This is a genomic window from Paucibacter sp. KCTC 42545, from assembly GCF_001477625.1.
Taxonomy (GTDB): domain Bacteria; phylum Pseudomonadota; class Gammaproteobacteria; order Burkholderiales; family Burkholderiaceae_C; genus Paucibacter_A.
The window spans coordinates 2,448,667-2,466,357 of the sequence record NZ_CP013692.1 but is presented as its reverse complement, the minus strand read 5'-3'; the positions used below and the strand labels follow the sequence as shown (position 1 = coordinate 2,466,357).

6 protein-coding genes are annotated in these 17,691 nt (G+C 64.5%); all 6 read left to right on the top strand.

The annotated features are described in order from the left end of the window. Nucleotides 1-44 precede the first annotated feature (44 nt). The 6 genes from AT984_RS10745 (at nt 45) to AT984_RS10720 (ending at nt 17,648) form a co-directional block, all read left to right on the top strand. Nucleotides 45-10,214, top strand: a complete 10,170-nt coding sequence (locus tag AT984_RS10745; RefSeq protein WP_156421985.1) for a VCBS domain-containing protein — start codon at nt 45-47, stop codon at nt 10,212-10,214. 60 nt (nt 10,215-10,274) lie between these two features. Beyond that, a complete protein-coding gene (locus AT984_RS10740) occupies nt 10,275-10,559 on the top strand; it encodes a DUF3467 domain-containing protein (RefSeq protein WP_058720088.1) in 285 nt (94 codons plus the stop codon). Nucleotides 10,560-10,641: 82 nt separating this feature from the next. Further along, nucleotides 10,642-12,600: an efflux RND transporter periplasmic adaptor subunit gene (locus tag AT984_RS10735; protein WP_058720087.1), complete on the top strand. Its 1,959-nt coding sequence runs from the start codon at nt 10,642-10,644 to the stop codon at nt 12,598-12,600. A gap of 7 nt (nt 12,601-12,607) precedes the next feature. Next, nucleotides 12,608-14,779, top strand: a complete 2,172-nt coding sequence (locus tag AT984_RS10730) for a PqqD family peptide modification chaperone (RefSeq protein WP_058720086.1) — start codon at nt 12,608-12,610, stop codon at nt 14,777-14,779. Continuing rightward, the gene (locus AT984_RS10725; RefSeq protein ID WP_058720085.1) at nt 14,779-16,770 is read left to right on the top strand and encodes a preprotein translocase subunit SecA; all 1,992 of its coding nucleotides are present in this window, start codon (nt 14,779-14,781) and stop codon (nt 16,768-16,770) included. Before AT984_RS10730 ends, AT984_RS10725 begins: the two co-directional genes overlap by 1 nt. Before the next feature lie 5 nt (nt 16,771-16,775). Beyond that, nucleotides 16,776-17,648, top strand: coding sequence for an efflux RND transporter periplasmic adaptor subunit (locus tag AT984_RS10720; protein ID WP_197418301.1), 873 nt, complete (start codon nt 16,776-16,778; stop codon nt 17,646-17,648). Nucleotides 17,649-17,691 lie beyond the last annotated feature (43 nt).

Below are 17,691 nucleotides of genomic sequence, written 5' to 3'. Positions count from 1 at the left end.
TGAAGGGCGGCAATAACGGCGGCCCGGCCTCTTTGAATGCCGAGGTGCTGACGCTCAACGGCACGCTGACCGACAACTGGGACGGCTGGATCCGCGACAACGACGGCGGCATCTGGGGCTCGGGCGTCAACAGTGTGACCGGCCAGCAAATGCAGGCCAACTATGGCCGCACCGAAGAACTGTTCCGCGGCCAAACGGGCAAAGACGGTTCGCGCACCCAGTTCCACGGCGCCTTCTCGGTGGACTTGAAGGATAGAGGCCTCTTCGGTGTGGCGGCGCTAAGCACGCTGACCAATGGCCGGCTGACCTATTCCGACCTGCGCGCTGGCAAGCTCAGCGACCTGGTGAAGGTGGACTGGGCCGCGCAAGCCCAGGTCAATATGCATATGAAGCTCGGCAGCTCGCTGGGCGAAAAGGGCTATCTGCCCGAGGTCAAGGGTGATCTGCATCTGACCTGGCAAGACAGCAGCAAGAGCGCGGTGGCCAAGAAGATCGATGGCTTCTTCGCCGAAGGCTACGACAAGCTGATTCACTACCAGCCCAGTGTCTGGATGACAGACATGTATCTGGACGCGGGTACTTTCTTCTCGCAGTTCCTGCAGCCGATTGTGGGTGTCGTCAATCAGGTCACCGGCCCCATCATGCCGGTGATCGATGCGCTGACCACACCGATCCCGGGCCTGAGCGAATTCATGGGCCGAGACTACAGCGCGCTGGATCTGGCCTCGGACATGGCCAAGATCTCGGGCGGCAATGCCAAGGTCGACTTCGTCATTGCGATGGCGAACATGATCAAAGTGCTGCAAAACCTGCCGAACTCCGACGGCCTGCTGTTGCCGGTGGCCAAGTCCATGATCATCATTGGTCAGCAGGATCGCAAGCTGAACTTCGGCGCCAAGCTGCCGGTGCCTGATGTCACGGTCAAGCTGCCTTACAAGGAACTGCCTTCGGTGCATGTTGATGCCGGCGACGGCAGCACGCATTTCGACCTGGACTGGGGCGTGGGCTTTGACAAGGACCTCAAGCTCAGCGAGGCCATCAAGGGCAATCTGCCCAACTTCAGCTTTGACTTCAAGCTCAGCGCCGATGCCAAGGTGCCCGCACCTTACGAGACCTGGAAGGTCATCGACTTCACCATTCCTGGCCTCAAGGACACCACCGGTGCCGATGCCAAGTTCAAGATGGAGATCGGGGTTGGCTGGCAGAACCTGAAGGTGTCCGACATCTTGAGCGGCAATATTGCGCCGCAGTTCGACGTCAAGGTCACTTGCTCTGACATCAACTTCAATCTGCGCACGCTGCCGCCGCTGCAGATCAAGGTGCCCAAGATCACCGCTCGCGTGCTGGGGCAGGACTATGAGTGGACCATCGCCGGCGCTGACGCTAACGGGTACTTGAATGTGGAATGGGCCGGCCCGCTCAAGCTGCTGCAAGACAATAACTTGCCGCGCTATCAGATCGCGGATCTGAGCGGCGCCTCGATTGCGCTGCCGGAGATCAAGCCCTTCTTGCTGCCGGTGGAATTCAAGCCGATGACGGTCCATTGGGACTTGATGGGCAAGGAGCATGTCTGGAATGCCTTCGACCTGAGCGCCGCGGCGACCAAGTTCAACACCACCTATGCGCGCCTGATCGACTTCAGCTCGGGCCAGAAGATCAGTGTGGCTCTGCCTGATGTCTGGTTGCCGACGCTGAATCTGCCGGACTTCCTGCCGGACTTTGACTTCAACCTCCCGGATTTGAGCTTCCTGAAGAACCTGATCCCCAGCATCTCGGTGCCGGATCTGCCTGGCCAGGTCTCCATCGGCCCGGCTCAAGGTATGGCCAACTTCAAGGCAGCCTTGAAGAAGCCAGGCAGCGCGCTGAAGTTCCCGGTGCTCGACGATCCGCTGGGCGCAGTGATCAATATGCTGAGCGGCAAGCCAGCGGACTTGATGACCTTCACCCCGCCCAAGCTCGAGGTGGACGTTGGCTTCCGCCAGCAGTTCCCGATCTACCCGCCGCTGTTCGGCGGGCTCAAGGGCGAGATCAATCTGAAGGCCAATCTGACCTTTGGTTTCGATACCTTCGGTATTGCCCAGTTCCTCGATAGCCACAAGATTACCGACATCTTCAACGGCTTCTATGTCGGCGACAACATCGTGCGCGGCAAGGACATGCCCGAAGTGGTGCTGCAGATGAAGCTGGCCGCTTTTGCCGAACTCAACGGCGGCATCATCCGCGGCGGTGTCGAAGGCGGTATCCGCATGATCGGCACGGTTGACCTCTACGATGAGAACCGGGACAACAAGTTCCGCGCCTCGGAGATCATTGCGGCGGCCTCCGACGATCCCTTCGATGTGGTCGAGATGCATCTGAAGGGCACGGCCTATATCGCGGCCTACCTCGACGTCTTCGCTTTGGTGAAGTATGTGCGGGTGTTTGAGTACACCTTTGTCGAAGCCACGCTGTTCGAGTGGGAGCATGACCCTGCGTCCAAGAAGCCCGTGCTGGGCTCCATGGACGGCGATGTGCTGACCCTGCATATGGGTTCGGGCACGGCCGGTATCGACGGCAATGCGGCCATCGACAAGAGCGCGGCCGACCGCAAGCGTCGCGACACCACCGACGGTAACGAAGAATTCACGCTGACCGAACAGGGCGGCCTGAAGGTGTCCGCCAAGCTGCCGAATGGCAAAACCTATGACAAGACCTTCGCCGGCGTGCGCAAGGTCAAGGCCTATACCGGCGCGGGCGACGACAAGATCGATGCCTCGGCCCTGTCTGCCAGTGTTTCCGTGCTGTTCGTGGCGGGCGGTGGCAAGGACGTGCTGATGGGCGGCGCGGGTGACGATGTGCTGATTGGCTCTCTGGATGGTCAGGCCACCTTGTACGGCGGCGGCGGCAATGACCGCCTGATCGCCCGCGGTGGCGTCACCCAGATGGAAGGGGGTGACGGCAACGACACCTACCGCTTCCTTAATGGCTGGGGCCAGGCCACGGTCAGCGATGCCAGCGGCGCCAATGTGCTGGACTTCAGCGCCCAAACCCAGGGCGTGGTACTGAACGACGGCCTGCATCAGGTCAGCCAAGGTGCCAACAATGCCAGCTTCAGTGCCAGCGATCGCATCGATCTGGTCAAGGGCGGGCAGGGCGCCGATTTGGTGGACTTCTCAGCCGACCAGGCCGATCTGCTGATCACGCTCACCGGCATGAATGCGGGCTGGGTCAAGAACTCGGCCAGCGGCATGGTGCAGACCGGCCTTGTGGCCGGCCAGGCGCAGACGCTGGCCGGTGATAACGCCGGCTTCGGCTACAAGTTCGAGGGCATGGAGCACATCATCGGCGGCCGCGGCAGCGATGTCTTCCGCGTTCGCGATGGCGCAGGCGTCAGCGGCAGCCTGACTGGCGAGTCCACGCAGGGCGATCTGCCCAATCAGCGCAATACCTTGGATTTCTCCGAGTACCAGCGCGGTGTCACCGTCAATCTGGAGGGCAATAGCGCCTTCGGCAGCGGTGGCCTCACCAATATCACGGTGCGTGGCTTCCACAATGTGTTTGGCGGCGCTGGCAATGACCGCCTGACCGGTGACGGCCGCAACAATCTGCTGGTCGGCAATGGTGGTGCCGATGTGCTGGAGGGCCAGGCGGGCAACGACTTGCTGATCGCCGACAACTTCCTCAGCTACAAGAACGAGGCGGCCAAGCCCAATGGGTTGGTAGCGATCAGCGACTATCTGAGCCTGCAAACCGCCGGCGGCCTGGCAGGCTTTGGCATGGCCGGGCAGAGCGTCAACCGCACCTGGATCTGGAAGGGCCAGACGCTGGAGAACCTCAGCCTGAGCAGTTCAACGCAGACGCTCAAGGGCGGCAGCGGCGACGACATCCTGATGGGCGCTCTGGGCTCAGACACCTTCAATATCGGCGGCACCGGCGAAGGCAATGACACCATCATGGGTGACCTGGGCCAGATCGTGGTCGACTTCGAGTCACGTCAGGCCTTGTTCGCCAAGACCTTTGGTGGCCTAGGCGGCAGCGCCGACACCATTTACTTGGGTGGCGGCAGCAATCTGGTGCTGGCGGGCAATGGTGGCGACACCATCGTCGGCGCAGACACGGCCAGCAGCAGCAACATCATCCTGGCCGATAGCGGCGAGGTCAGCTTCAAGCGCGCCCTCAATGCCAAGGGCAAATGGACCTTCACCGAAATGGACGGCTTCCAGCACATGCTGGACTACGCCACCAGCGTGGTGGGCGAAACCGGCGGCAATGACACCATTACCTTGGCCAATGGTTCGGCCCTGGTGATCGGCGGCGCGGGCAAGGACCAGATCGGCTTCTCGGCCGGATCTTCGACCGCCAAGAACTTCCGCTTCATCGCCGGTGACCACGCCCGTGTGGAGACCGACGCCCGCGGTGGCGTCAAGGCCTTCTACAGCCTGGATACGCAAGCCTCGACCGGCGGCGACGACCTGATCATGGTGGGCGACCCGCGCGACGCCTCCGACCGTTTCCTGGGCAGCAATTTCATCATTGCAGGCGTGGGCAGCGACACGGTGCTGATCAGCGCCGGGCTTGACGCCGCGACCGGTGCCTACACCTATGGCCGCGCCCAAAGCAGCGATGTGATCATTGGCGACAACGGCCGCATCGAGCGCTATGACAGCGTTCCAGCGGCCGGCGGTGTGGCGGCTCTTGGGAACCAACTCAAGAGCGTGCAGTCCACGGACTTTGCCGACGCCAGCATCCCTGCCAAGGACCTGATCGTCACCGGCAATGGCGACAAGACCATCATCGGTGGCGCAGGCGAAGACACCATCACGGTGGCGGCCTATGGTGCCGACGCAGTGGTGGGCTCGCCGCAGTCTCAGGCCATGCGCTTGATCGCGGGCGACAACGCACGCTTCAGCTTCGATACCGCGGGCGGCATGACCGAGATGGTCTCCACTGATTTGCGCGCCGAGACCGGCGGCAATGATGTGATTCGCATCGGCAAGGTCGGCAGCAGCACGGCGCTGGGCCTGAACTTTGTGATCGGCGGCATGGGCAGCGACGATATCTTCATCGCTGGAGAGATAGACGCCAACACCGGCCGGGTCATGACCGGCACCGGCCTGAGCGAAGACGTGCTGATCGGTGATAACGGCCTGATTCAGCGGGCCGCGTTGAGCAACAAGATGCTGCTGGTGCGCTCCACCGAAACCGACAAGGGCGGCAACGACCGCATCGTGACCGGCAACGGCGCGCAGGTGATGTTGGGCGGCTTCGGTAGTGACTTGCTGCAAGGCGGCAGCGGCACCGCGATTGCCATCGGCGATAACGGCGAACTCATCTACGACCAACTGGCCAAGAACGGCGTGCTGCGTCAGGCGCGCAGCATCGATGAAGCCATTGGCGGCAATGACACCCTGGGCTTTGGCGAAGGCTATAAGCTCTTGATCGGCGGCTTTGGCCGCGACTCGGTCGAGGTCAGCGCCACTGGCCAAGGTGTGGCGGCCGACTTGGCCTTCGTCACCGGCATTGCGGGTCTCATCAACACCACGGGTCTGAATGGTGCCGCCTTGAAGGCCGCGCAAACCGAGAACCGTGGCCGCACCGGCCGCTTCGTGGCCGGCGACAACGCGCGGGCCTTGTTCGATGCCAAGGGCGGTTTGATCGAGTTCGGCGCCACGGATGCCATCAGCGCTACCGGCAGCGACGATGAAATCATTCTCGGCGCGCGCGACACCACGGCCGACCTTGGCCTGCAAGTGGTGATGGGCGGCATGGGCAGCGACCAGATCAGCGTGCGCTCGGGTAGCCGCAGCGAGGACGTGATCTTCGGTGACTCGGGCGAGTACAAGCGCCAAGCGCTTGGCTACGGTGTGCTGGCCATCAACAGCCTGGCGGCGGACAAGGGCGGCGACGACCGCATCAGCACCGGCGCCGGTCAGAAGATCGTGCTCGGCGGCATGGGCGGCGACCGCATCGATGTGGCGACGCGTGAGCGCAGCGACAACAGCATCGTGCTCGGCGACAGCGGCGCGCTGGCCTATGACCCCACCGGCAATGGCAATCTGCAAACCGTCAGCAGCCGAGAGCTGGGCTTCGGCGGCGACGACCTGATCACCTTGGGCGCCGGTGAGATCGTGGTGCTGGGCGGCTATGGCCGTGACAGCATCAAGATCAATGCCGACAGCCGCAATATGCGGGTGGTGGTGGGCGATAACGCCGACCTGCGCTTCTATGCTGGTGCCACACCGGACGAGCGCAGCCTGGCCGATTTGGTTAGCTCCGACGCCAGCATCTCCACCGGTGACGGCGACCTGATCCAGGTCGGCGTGGCCGGTGCTGACCAGGCCGATATGGGCGAGGCCATTCTGGTTGGCGGCATGGGTGCGGACCTGATCAATGTCAGCGGCCGCAGCGCCAAGGTGGTGATGGCCGGCGATAACGTCGAGTTGCATCGCCATGCCAATGGTCAGTTGCTTTCCATTAGCAGCTTGGGCCTGGACCAGGGCGCAGGGGACATCCTCAGCACCGTGGCAGGAGATGTGGTGATGATTGGCGGCGTCGGTGGCGACACCATCCGCGCCGGCAGCGGCAATAGCCTGGTGCTGGGCGACTCGGGCCGTTTCGTTTTCGACGCCTCCGGCTCCGGTGCTTTGCGCCAGGCCATCAGCCTGGGTCTGGCCCTGGGTGGCAATGACGATATCGCCTTGGGCAATAGTGGCGCCACTCAAGACGGTGACAAGGTGGTGATCGGCGGCGGTGGTGCCGACACCATCCTGATCCAGTCGGTGCGTGGCTCCGGCAATTTGGCCGAACCGCGCCCCAGCGCGGCGGCCAGCCCCGAGCGTGCGGTGGCCGGCGATAACGCCGCGTTGCAGTTCGACAGCGCCGGCCGCTTGACCGACTTCATCACCCTGGATGCCGACCCCGCAACGGGCGGCAATGACGACATCCAGATCGTCATGAGTGGCTCGGCCCTCAACCCCACGGCCTTGACCGATGTGAACATCGTGGCCGGTGGTGTGGGCAATGACCGCATCACCGTCACCGGCGCCAGCCGCAGCCGCGATGTGATCAGTGGCGATAACCTCGAATTCCATCGCACCGATGGCAGCGCGGCCGACCCGGCGCGGCGCTATCAAAACCTCTACGCCGAGGCCATTTACGGCGCGGTGGGCGGCGATGACGAGATCCGCATCGGCGCGGGCGAAAAGATCGTGCTGGGCGGCGCCGGCAATGACAAGCTGGAAACGCAGACCCAAGGCGGAGATGACTACAGCGTCATGCTCGGCGATGCCGGCAGCGTGGTGTTTGAGTCTGACGGTTCCGGCCGCCTCAAGCAGATCTTCTCCACCCAGCCGCTGGTGGGCGGCAATGACCGCCTGCAAGTCGGCGGTGGGCGCAGCTATGTGCTGGGCGGCCGCGGCAGCGATGTGATCACAGTCAACGCCAGCGATGCGCAACGCCGCATTCTGGTGGGCGACAACGGTCAGATCGACTTCCTGGCCGGTCAGCCCAGCTTTGTGCAGAGCACCGGGCCGGATGTGGCCGACATCACGCTGAACGTCGACACCTTTGTGCTGCCGGCCACCGGCAGCCAGGTCTTGCTGGGCGGCAATGGCCTGGATCAACGCCTGGGCGGTGTGGCCGCGCGCGACATCCAGTTGCCAGGCAATGGCAGCATCGATTTGCGCGACCCGCTCAACACGGTCATCAGCGTGACGGTGTTGGGTGAGTACGGCGAGCTTGGCCTCTTCGGCCGGCCGCTGACCAAGCCCGATCCGAACAGTGGCGGCAGCAATACCGACCCCATCACCGGCAGCCCCAGCGGCGAAGGGCAGGTGGGCGAGGACGACCAACTCAGCGCCAGCGGCAAGCTCGGCCTGGAGGCCTTGGGCGGTGGCGCAGCCACCTTCCCGGTGCAGACTTTGGTGGGCCAGTACGGCCGCCTGAGCTTGCTGGCCGATGGCAGCTGGACCTATGTGCTGGACAACGCCAGTGCGCAAGTCCAGGCGCTCAAGAGCGGCGAAAGCCGCCTGGACAGCTTCATCGTGCAAACCCTGGACGGCAGCAGCACGGTGGTGAGCATCACCGTCAAGGGTCAGGATGACGAGACCCTGTTCGGCGGCGACTTGCAGGCAGGCCTGAGCGAAAACCAGGCCGCGGCCTTGTCGGGCCTGATCAGCTTCAGCAATGCAGACGCTGGCTTGCTGCTCTTGCAGATGCAGCAACGCCGCACGGCTTACGGCCAGTTCTCGCTGACCGAGGGTGGCGCCTGGACTTATGTGCTCGACACCGCATCCGCGAGCGTGCAGGCCTTGTTGGCAGGGCAGCAGGTCGAAGACACGATCGAGTTGCGTGCCAGCAATGGGACGGTCAGCGTGCTGCGCATTCGCATCACCGGCGTCAACAACACGCCAGTGATTGGCGGCAGCCGGGATGCCGTGGCCGTGGATGGCAGCACCCAGCCGGTGGGCGGGCAGCTCACCGTGCTGGATGCCGACGCGGGTCAAAGCCTGTTTGTGGCCAAGCGCCAGAACAGCGCCTTCGGCCAGTTCAGCTTGGCGGCTGACGGCAGCTGGCAGTACCAGCTGGACGCCAACTCCACAGCACTGCAAGCCTTGGCCGAGGGTGAGGAGCAACTTGACCGCTTCGACGTCTTCAGTGCCGATGGCGCCAAGACCCAGGTCGTGATCACGGTGCGTGGCATCAACAATGCCGCCCTGATAGGTGGCGACACCAGCGCGGGGCTCAAGGAAGACAGCCGTGAGGCGGCGCGCGGCCAACTCAGTATTGCCGATGCCGACACGGCTCAGAGCCGCTTTGTGGCGAGCCAGCAGCGCAGTGCTTATGGCCAGCTCAGCTTGCAAGCTGACGGACGCTGGGTGTATCAGCTGGATGCGCAGTCGCCCGCGCTGCAAGCCCTGATTGAGGGCCAGCAGCAAGTCGATCGCTTCGAGGTTCGCAGTGTCGATGGCAGCGTCGTGGCGATCAGCATCAGCTTGACCGGCGTGAACAACGCCGCGCAGATAGGTGGCAGCCAGACCGGTGTGGCATTGCAGGGCGACAGCCAGGCGGTGCGCGGCCAGCTGAGCGTGGTGGATGCGGATGCTGCGCAGTCAGCCTTCCGCGCCAGCCAACAGCAGGGCGTGTATGGCCAGCTGCGCCTGGCGGCGGATGGGCAGTGGCAATACGTGCTGAATGCCGAGTCCAGCGCCGTTCAGGCCTTGCGCGAAGGCGATCTGAAGCAGGAGCGCTTTGAGTTGTTCAGCCTGGACGGCAGCGCTGTGTCGGTTGCTATCGATGTGCGTGGCACCGTGTCGCGTCAAGTCGATGTGATCGCCCGCGAACTGGAGCAAGCGCGCAATGAGGCGGGTGATGCGGCGAGTTTGCTGCAGGCCGGCTCGTCCAGCGCGCAGCGCGGTGGCACTGTGAGTGGTGCTGCTGTAAGCGGTTCACCGAGCCAGGCCGCCCAGCAACTGAATCAGGAGATGGGCAGCTTGCTCGGCAATCAGGCCGCGGCGCAGCCCGGCGCGGGCGCTGCTGTGGCGCTGGACTTGTTCCAGGCCTCCAGCGCGAACGCGATGGGCCAGGCTTCCCCGACCGCGTTTGAGCGCGTGCAGCAAACACTGCGCGCCGCCGAACTCAGCAGTCCGCTGCAAGAGCGTGGCGAGCAGAGCGTCTTGGGTCTGTCCGCGAGCGAGTCGTCTGAGCTGGCGTCTGCGGTGGCTTCGGTCGGTGCAAACGCGCCCCTGGTGACGAGCTATGCCTTGGGCGCGCAGCTGTTCTGGAATGCTCAGACCGCGGCTCAGTCGGGTGCTCGTGTCAGCCTGGATGCTTTGCGCGCTCACGCCTTCGAAGGCGCTTACCAGGCCGCGACGGCTGGGACGGCTGGGCTGGACGAGTTGCAAACCGCGACGGGCGGGGCCACTGCCGAACTGCTTGGTGATAATGCGCAGCCGCTGCGGGACGGGGCGGCTGAGTCAAGCTCGCCCGAGACCGATGCAGCTGCCCTTGGCCCAGCTGCGGCTTTGCCGAAAGGTAGCAAGGGCGACGCCGCCGCGGCACCGCGGGCAGCGGCCGATACGCAAGCCTTGCTGGCTGCGGGCTTTGGCCTGGCTGCACTGGCGCGGCCGGCTTCCGCCGCAGCAAGCACCACACCGAAAGTGCGCTGGGATGTCATGCCCGGCGGCGCCTCAGCCGGGCAGCGCAAACCCAGTGCAAACAGCCGTTTTGGCAAGTAAGGCGCGGCAGAGCAGCGCCAGGCTTGATCACTTTTATTACCGAAGAAACGAGAATTTTTGATGAGTAACGAGAACAAATCTCCCGTCGAAGCCATGCCCCAAATCACCTGGGACGATTCCAAGATGGAGACCACCTACGCCAATGTCTGCAATGTGCTGGGCACGCGCGAAGAAATCATGCTGCTGTTCGGGGCCAATCAAGCCTGGCAGACGCAGCAGTCCGAGGTCAAGGTCGCTTTGTCCAACCGCATCGTGCTGAACCCCTATGCCGCCAAGCGCCTGATGACCTTGCTGGAGCTGGGCTTGCGCGAATACGAAACCCGCTACGGCGAACTCAAGCTCTGAAGACGCAGATGGCTAGCCCAAGGGCACTCGCGCAGGCGAGCGCCCGCGGCGGCCGATTTCCCTTTCTTTTCTGACGGTCTTCATGCTCGCGTCCTCTTCCTTCGTCGCCGCACCGGTCTGGCAATTGCTGCTGGACGGCCCTCGTGCGGGCGATCGCCAGGCCTTTCACGCGGCCTGGCTCCACACCCTGGTGCAAGGCCTGCAGCCGGGTGTCAGCGAGGCCGTGCTGGTGCTCGACGGGCGCCATCTGGACGCGAACCCGGGTGAGCTGCAGCCCGCCGCGCTGTGGCCTTTGCAACAAGCCCCCAGCCCGGCGCTGACCAGTTTGTGCGAAGAGGCCCTGGCCGTTCGCATGCCGCTGAATCGTCAAGGCATGTTGGCCATGCCGCTGCTGGATCAAGTGGGCGTGCAGGCGCGAGAGCCGGGCGCCGCTGTGCCGGTCTTGCACGGCGTGGTTGGCTTGGTCTTCCCGGCCGGGCAGGTGCCGCGTCATGCGCAAGACTGGTTGCGCTGGGGCTTTGGCTGGCTATTGGGTCAGGGTCAGGGGCTTGCAGGATCTGGCGAACGTGCAGACCTTGGCGAGCACGAGCAGGACGCCTTGCGCGAGCGCATGCTGCTGGCCCTGGAGTTGCTGGTGGCGGTGCTGAGTTGCAGCGACCCCCAGGCCGCCTGCAACACCGCCGTGAACGAAGCCGCGCAGCGCCTGGGCTGCGACCGCGTCTCCATCGGCTTTGGCAACGGCCGACGCGTGCGTCTGCAAGCCCTGTCCAACGCGGCGGACTTTTCCCGCCGGCTGGACCTGGCCCATGCCATTGAGGCCGCCATGGATGAGGCTTGCGATCAAGCCTGCCCGGTTCTCTGGCGTGGCGAGCAGGTGGGCCAAAGCGACCCTATTTCTCAAGCCGCGCCGGATCAAGCCACCGCCGTTGTGCACCGCGAGCATCAACAACTGGGCCGCGGTTTCGGCACGGACACGCTGCTGTCGGTGCCCTTTTTCCAGCCCAAGGAAGCCGAGTTGGGCCGTCACGCTTATGGCGTGATCTTGTTTGAATGGGCGGGCAAGACGCCCGATCCCCTGAGTTTGCAAATGGCCGAGGGCCTGCCGCCTTTGCTGGGCCGGCTCTTGCTGGAAAAGCGCCATGCCCGGCGCGCCTGGTATTTGCGCTGGCGCGATGGCATCGAGTCGCAGGCGCGTGCCCTGTTTGGCCCGCGCCATGCCTTGCGCAAGCTGGGTGCTTTGGGCTTGGCGGTGGCGGCGCTGTTCCTCGCCACGGCCACCGGTCCTTTCCGCGTGGCGTCCCATGCGGCGCTGGAAGGGCAAGTCCGCCGCGTGGTGGCCGCGCCCTTTGACGGTTTTGTGGCCAGCTCCCTGGTGCGTGCCGGTGATGTGGTGCGGCAGGGCCAGGTGATGGCCTCGCTGGATGATCGCGATATGCGCCTGGAGGCTGAGAAGTGGAGCAGCCAGCAAACCCAGTACGCCAAGCAGGCGCAAGAGGCGCAGGCGCAGCACAGCCTGGCGCAGATTCAAATTTCGATGGCGCAGATTGCTCAGGCCGCTGCGCAGCGCCGCTTGTCCGAGGCCATGGCCGCACGCAGCGCCATTCGCGCGCCGCTGGACGGCTTGGTGGTCAGCGGCGACCTTTCGCAAAGCCTGGGTGCGGCGCTGAAGAAAGGGCAAAGCCTGTTCGAGATCTCGCCGCTGGACGCCTACCGCGTGATCTTGCTGGTGGATGAGGCCGATGTGGACTTGGTCGCTGTGGGGCAGCGGGGCGAGTTGATGCTGACCGCCATGCCCGGCCGCACCTACCCCTTCACCGTGCGCTTGCTGACGCCGGTTGCCCAGGCCAAGGACGGCCATAACCAGTTCCGCGTCGAAGCCGTGCTGGACTTGCCGCCCGAAGCGGTGCGCCAAGCCCAGCTGCGGCCCGGCATGGAAGGCTTGGGCAAGATCGATATGGGTGAGCGCCGTTTGGTTTGGATTTGGACCCACCGCATGTCGGACTGGTTACGTCTGAAGCTGTGGCAATGGTTGGGCCTGTGAGCAAAGCATGAGCTCAAGCCTGTTTTCATCCGCCTGGTATCGCGTGGCCGAGATGCGGCCGCAGCTGCGCGGCCATGCCCGTCTGACCCGGCATCACTACCGCGGCAAGCGCTGGTATGTGCTGCAAGACCAGGCCAGCGGGCGCTTCATGCGCCTCAACCCCGAGGCGCATCGAATTGTTGCGCTGATGGACGGGCAGCGCACCCTGGCGCAGATCTGGGCGCTGTGCTGCGAGAACCTGGGGGATGCGGCGCCGACGCAAGACGAAGTCCTGCAGCTCTTGACCCAGCTGCATCAGGCCAATGTGCTGCTGAGCGAGCGCAAGCCCGATTTGGAGGATTTGGACACGCGCCGGCGCAAGCTCGGCTGGGCGCGGCTGAAGCAATACCTGGGCAATCCGCTCTCGCTGAAATTGCCGCTCTGGGATCCGGATCGTTTCTTGAGTGCCGTGGCCCGCTGCCTGCCGGCCGGGCTGCTGCCCTGGCTGGGCCTGGCGTGGTTGGCCCTGGTGGGCTCGGGCCTGGTGGGCGCGGCCTTGCACTGGGAAGAACTCAGTGCCGACATCAGCACCCGCATCTTCACCAGCGAAAACATATTGCTGCTGGCCGTGGCCTTCCCGGTGCTGAAGATCATTCACGAGCTGGGTCATGGCCTGGCGCTCAAGCTCTTCGGCAACAGTTGCCATGAAATGGGGCTGATGTTTCTGGTGGCCGTGCCTGTGCCCTATGTGGACGCCAGCCAGTCGACGGCCTTGGTGTCCAAGCGCCAGCGCATGATCGTGGGCTTGGCCGGCATGATGGCCGAAATGGCGGTGGCCTCGCTGGCCTTGTGGCTGTGGGCGCAGGCGCAACCGGGTGTGGGCAAAGCCTTTTTGCATCAGGTGTTGGTGGCCGCCGGCGTCAGCACGGTGATCTTCAACGCCAATCCCTTGCTGCGCTTTGACGGCTATTACGTGCTGGCGGACTGGTTGGAGATCCCCAACCTCGGCCAGCGCGCCAATCAATACCTCGGCCATTTGATCAAGCGCCACTTGTTCCGCATCGGTGCGGATCAACCCGCCACCCAGTTCCATCCCCCGCTGACGCAGCGCGAGGCGCCTTGGTTGCTGAGCTATTGCCTGGGCTCTTTCGTCTACCGCATGACGGTGGCCGTGGCCATTGTGCTGATGGTGGCCCAGCAGTTCTTTTTTATCGGCGTGCTGCTGGCGATTTGGTCGGCCTGGGGCACGGTGGGCGCACCGCTGGTCAAGCACCTCAAATACCTCTGGGCCCATCCTTCCTTGGACGGGCGGCGCGGCTGGGCCTGGACGCTGAGCCTGGGTTTGACTTCCGGCTTGGCGGCGATCGTTTTCCTGGTGCCCGTGCCGTCATGGACCAATACCGAGGGCGTGATCTGGATGCCCGAGCAATCCCGCGCCCGCGCCAGCCATGCATGTTTTGGCACCGAGCTTTTGGTGGCGCCCGGCGCCCAGGTGGCTGCCGGGCAGGCGCTGCTGGGCTGCAGTGATCCTGAGTTGGACGCACAGCTGGCGCAGGCCGATGCCAAGCGCCGGGAGATCGAGGCCCGCCTGGCCCAGGCGCAGGCCATGGATCGCCTGCAAGCCCAGGTGCAAGAAGCCGAGTTGCGCCATGTGCGCCAGCGCCTGGCTGATTTGCGCCAGCGCCGCGAGCAGCTGGCCATTACCAGCCCGGTGGCCGGGCAGTTTGTGATGGCTTCGCCGCAGGACTATCCAGGCCGCTTCTTTGAGCGGGGCGAGCAACTCGCCTATGTGCTGCAGCCGCGCAGCTTCAGCTTGCTGGCCGTGGTGGGGCAGGGCGATGTGGATCAGGTGCGCACCCGCACCAGCCGCGTGGAGCTGCGCAGTGTTGAGAATGTCGGCCGTTTATTGGCCGCCAGCCTGGACCGCGAGGTCCCTGCGGCCACCAACCAGCTGCCCAGCATGGCCCTGGCTTTGCAGGGCGGCGGCAGCATTGGTCTTGACCCGGCCAAGGATCAGGCGGGCCAGGGCCCGCAAACCTTGAACAGCCTGTTCCAGTTTGAATTGCGCTTGCTGGGCAATGAATTGCCCAGTGCGGTGGGGCAGCGCGTGCATGTGCAGTTCGTGCATCCGCATGAGCCGCTGGCGCGTCAGTGGTACCGCCCGCTGCGTCAACTCTTCCTTCGTAGTTTCGCCACCTGATGCAGCGCACCCAGCCTTTTGCGCTCGGCTTCCGGGCCGATCCTTATGCACAGCGCCGCGACTGGGGTGAGATCTCCGTCTGGGACCGTACGGCCGACTGGTGCGCCCGACATCTGCTGCGCCGCGATCAGTTGTCGGCACGCAGCTTGAACCGTTTTGTTGCCGCCGTTCATCGCGCCTCGGCAGAACTCGAAGGACTGCCCGCTGAAGCTTGGCGCGCACAGATCGCGGAGTTGCGCCTGGCCCTGGGGCGCCAAGGCTTTACGCCGGCGCTGTGCGCCAAGGCGTTTGCGCTGATTCGCCTGCAGTCCCAGCGCAGCCTGGGCCTGGCGCATTTCGACACCCAGCTCAAGGGCGCTTACGTCATGCTGCGCGCCCGCGTGCTGGAGATGGACACGGGTGAGGGCAAGACGCTCACCGCCAGCCTGGCCGCCGCAGCCGCCGCCTTGGGTGGCTTGGCGGTGCATGTGATCACGGTGAACGACTACCTGGCCGAGCGCGACCGTGACAGTTTGCGCCCGCTGTACGAGGCCTTGGGCTTGAGCAGCGATGTGGTGCTGGAGGCCATGGACGAGTCCGCACGCCGCCTCGCCTACCGCGCCGACATCGTCTACTGCAGCAACAAGACCGTGGTGTTCGACTATTTGCGCGACCGCCAGCATCTGGAAGAGCGCATGCAGGCTCTGCCCATGGCGCTGGCGCGCATGCTGAACCTGCAAGGCCAGCGCCCCACCACCTTGCGCGGCCTGCACTTCGCCATCGTCGACGAGGCGGACAGCATCTTCATCGACGAGGCGCGCACGCCGCTGATTCTGTCGGCCCAGCGTGCCGACCCTGCCGCTCAGGCCTATGCCATTCAGGCCATGGCGCTGGCCGAACAGCTGCGCCTGCCTGAGCATGCGTTTTTGGAGGCCGGGCAGGTCCGCTTGACGCCGGCCGGTCGCGATCACTTGCGCGCCTGCCTGCCGGTCTTGCCGCCGGTCTGGCATGCGCCGCTGCGCAGCGAAGAGGCGGTGCTGCAAGCGCTCACCGCGCTGCATGTCTATCAACGCGATGTGCATTACATCGTGCATGAGGGCAAGGTGCAGATCGTTGACGAGAACACCGGCCGGGTGATGGCGGATCGCTCCTGGGAGCGCGGCCTGCATCAGATGGTGGAGGTCAAGGAAGGCGTGGACCAGTCTGCCGCGCGCGAGACCCTGGCGCGCATCAGCTATCAGCTCTTCTTCCGCCGCTATCTGCGTTTGGCCGGCATGACCGGCACATGCCGCGAAGTGGCGGCCGAGATCGAAGCGGTGTTCGGCCCGGCCGTCACCCGGGTGCCGCCACGCAAGCCCTCTTTGCGCCAGGCGCAAGGCGAGCAGCTGTTGGCGACGATGGCGCTGAAGTGGGAAGCCGTGGCGCAAGCGCTGCGGCGGCGCCTGGCGCTGGGTCAGCCGGTACTGGTGGGCACACGCTCGATCGCTGCCTCGGAGGCACTCAGCGCCGTTTTGCATGCGCATGGTCTGCCGCATGTGGTGCTCAATGCCAAACAGGATGCCGACGAGGCCGCCATCGTCGAGGCTGCCGGCCAGGCCGGGCGCATCACCATTGCCACCAATATGGCCGGGCGCGGCACGGATGTGCCGCTCAGCGAAGCCGCACGCGCAGCGGGTGGCTTGCACACCATCCTGACTGAGCGTCATGACAATGCCCGCGTTGATCGCCAGCTGATCGGTCGCTGTGCCCGCCAGGGCGATCCCGGCAGCTGGGAGGCCTTGCTCAGCTTGGACGATGAGTTGCTGGCGCAGCGCCCCAGCCGCTTGCTGGACACGCTGCGCCAGGTGCTTTTGAAGCACCCGGGTCAGCGCCAGGCGCAGCGCCTTGGCTTGTGGCTGTATCGCCGCGCCCAGGCGCGCAAGGAACGTGAACATGGCCGCGTGCGGCGCAATCTTTTGAAGACCGACTTCCAGACCCGGCAGTCGCTGTCGTTCAGTGGACAAATGGAGTAGTGATGATGAATTTGCCGACCCCTCAGGGTCATGCTTCCGCCAGTGCGCTGGCACCAGCTTTGCCGGGCGCTCAAGTGCTTTCGCGCAGCCTGGCGCTGCTGGCACTGGCTGTGGGTTTGTCTTTTGGACCTACGCCGGATTCGCAGGCGCAGCCGATGTTGAGCCCGGCGGATCTGGCCCGGCTGAATGCGGCCGGGGTTGCAGCGCCTATGCCTATTGCAGAGACCTTGTGCCTGATCGAGCCCTCGCAAGAGGTCAATGTGGGCACGCCGGTCGATGGGGTGCTGGAGGGCATTTATGCCGACCGCGGCGATATGGTTCGTGTCGGCCAGGTCTTGGCGCGCTTGAGCTCCGGCGTGGAGCAGGCGGCCGCCGATTTGCAAGCGGCCAAGGCCGAGTTTGGCGCCCGCAAGCGCGCCCGTAACGAGGAATTGCATCGCAAGGAGCTGATCTCTCAGCATGAGCTCGATGAGCTCAGCACCGAGTTGCAAATCGCCGAGCTGGAACTCAAAGAACGCCAAGAGCAGCTCAAGCTGCGCGCGGTGGTCAGCCCCATCAACGGCGTCATCGTGGACCGCCTGCGCAACCGTGGCGATTTGGTCAAACAAGAGCGGATTTTCCGCATCGCCCAGATTGATCCCTTGCATGTGGAAGCCGTGGTGCCGGCGAGCCGTTTTGGCCGTATCCAGGTCGGCCAAAGCTACGATGTGCAGCTGCTGCTCGCCGGTGGGCGTGTACGCGCTCAAGCGACCCAGGTGGACCGGGTCATTGATGCCGCCAGCAACACCTTTCGCGTGCGCCTGAAGCTCGCCAATCCCAATCATCTGATTCCTCCTGGCCAGCGTTGCCAGATCCAGTTCGGCGCCCCGCGCAGCTGAGCCTGACATAGATAAGCGCTTTTGACCCTAAAAACTATGAAAA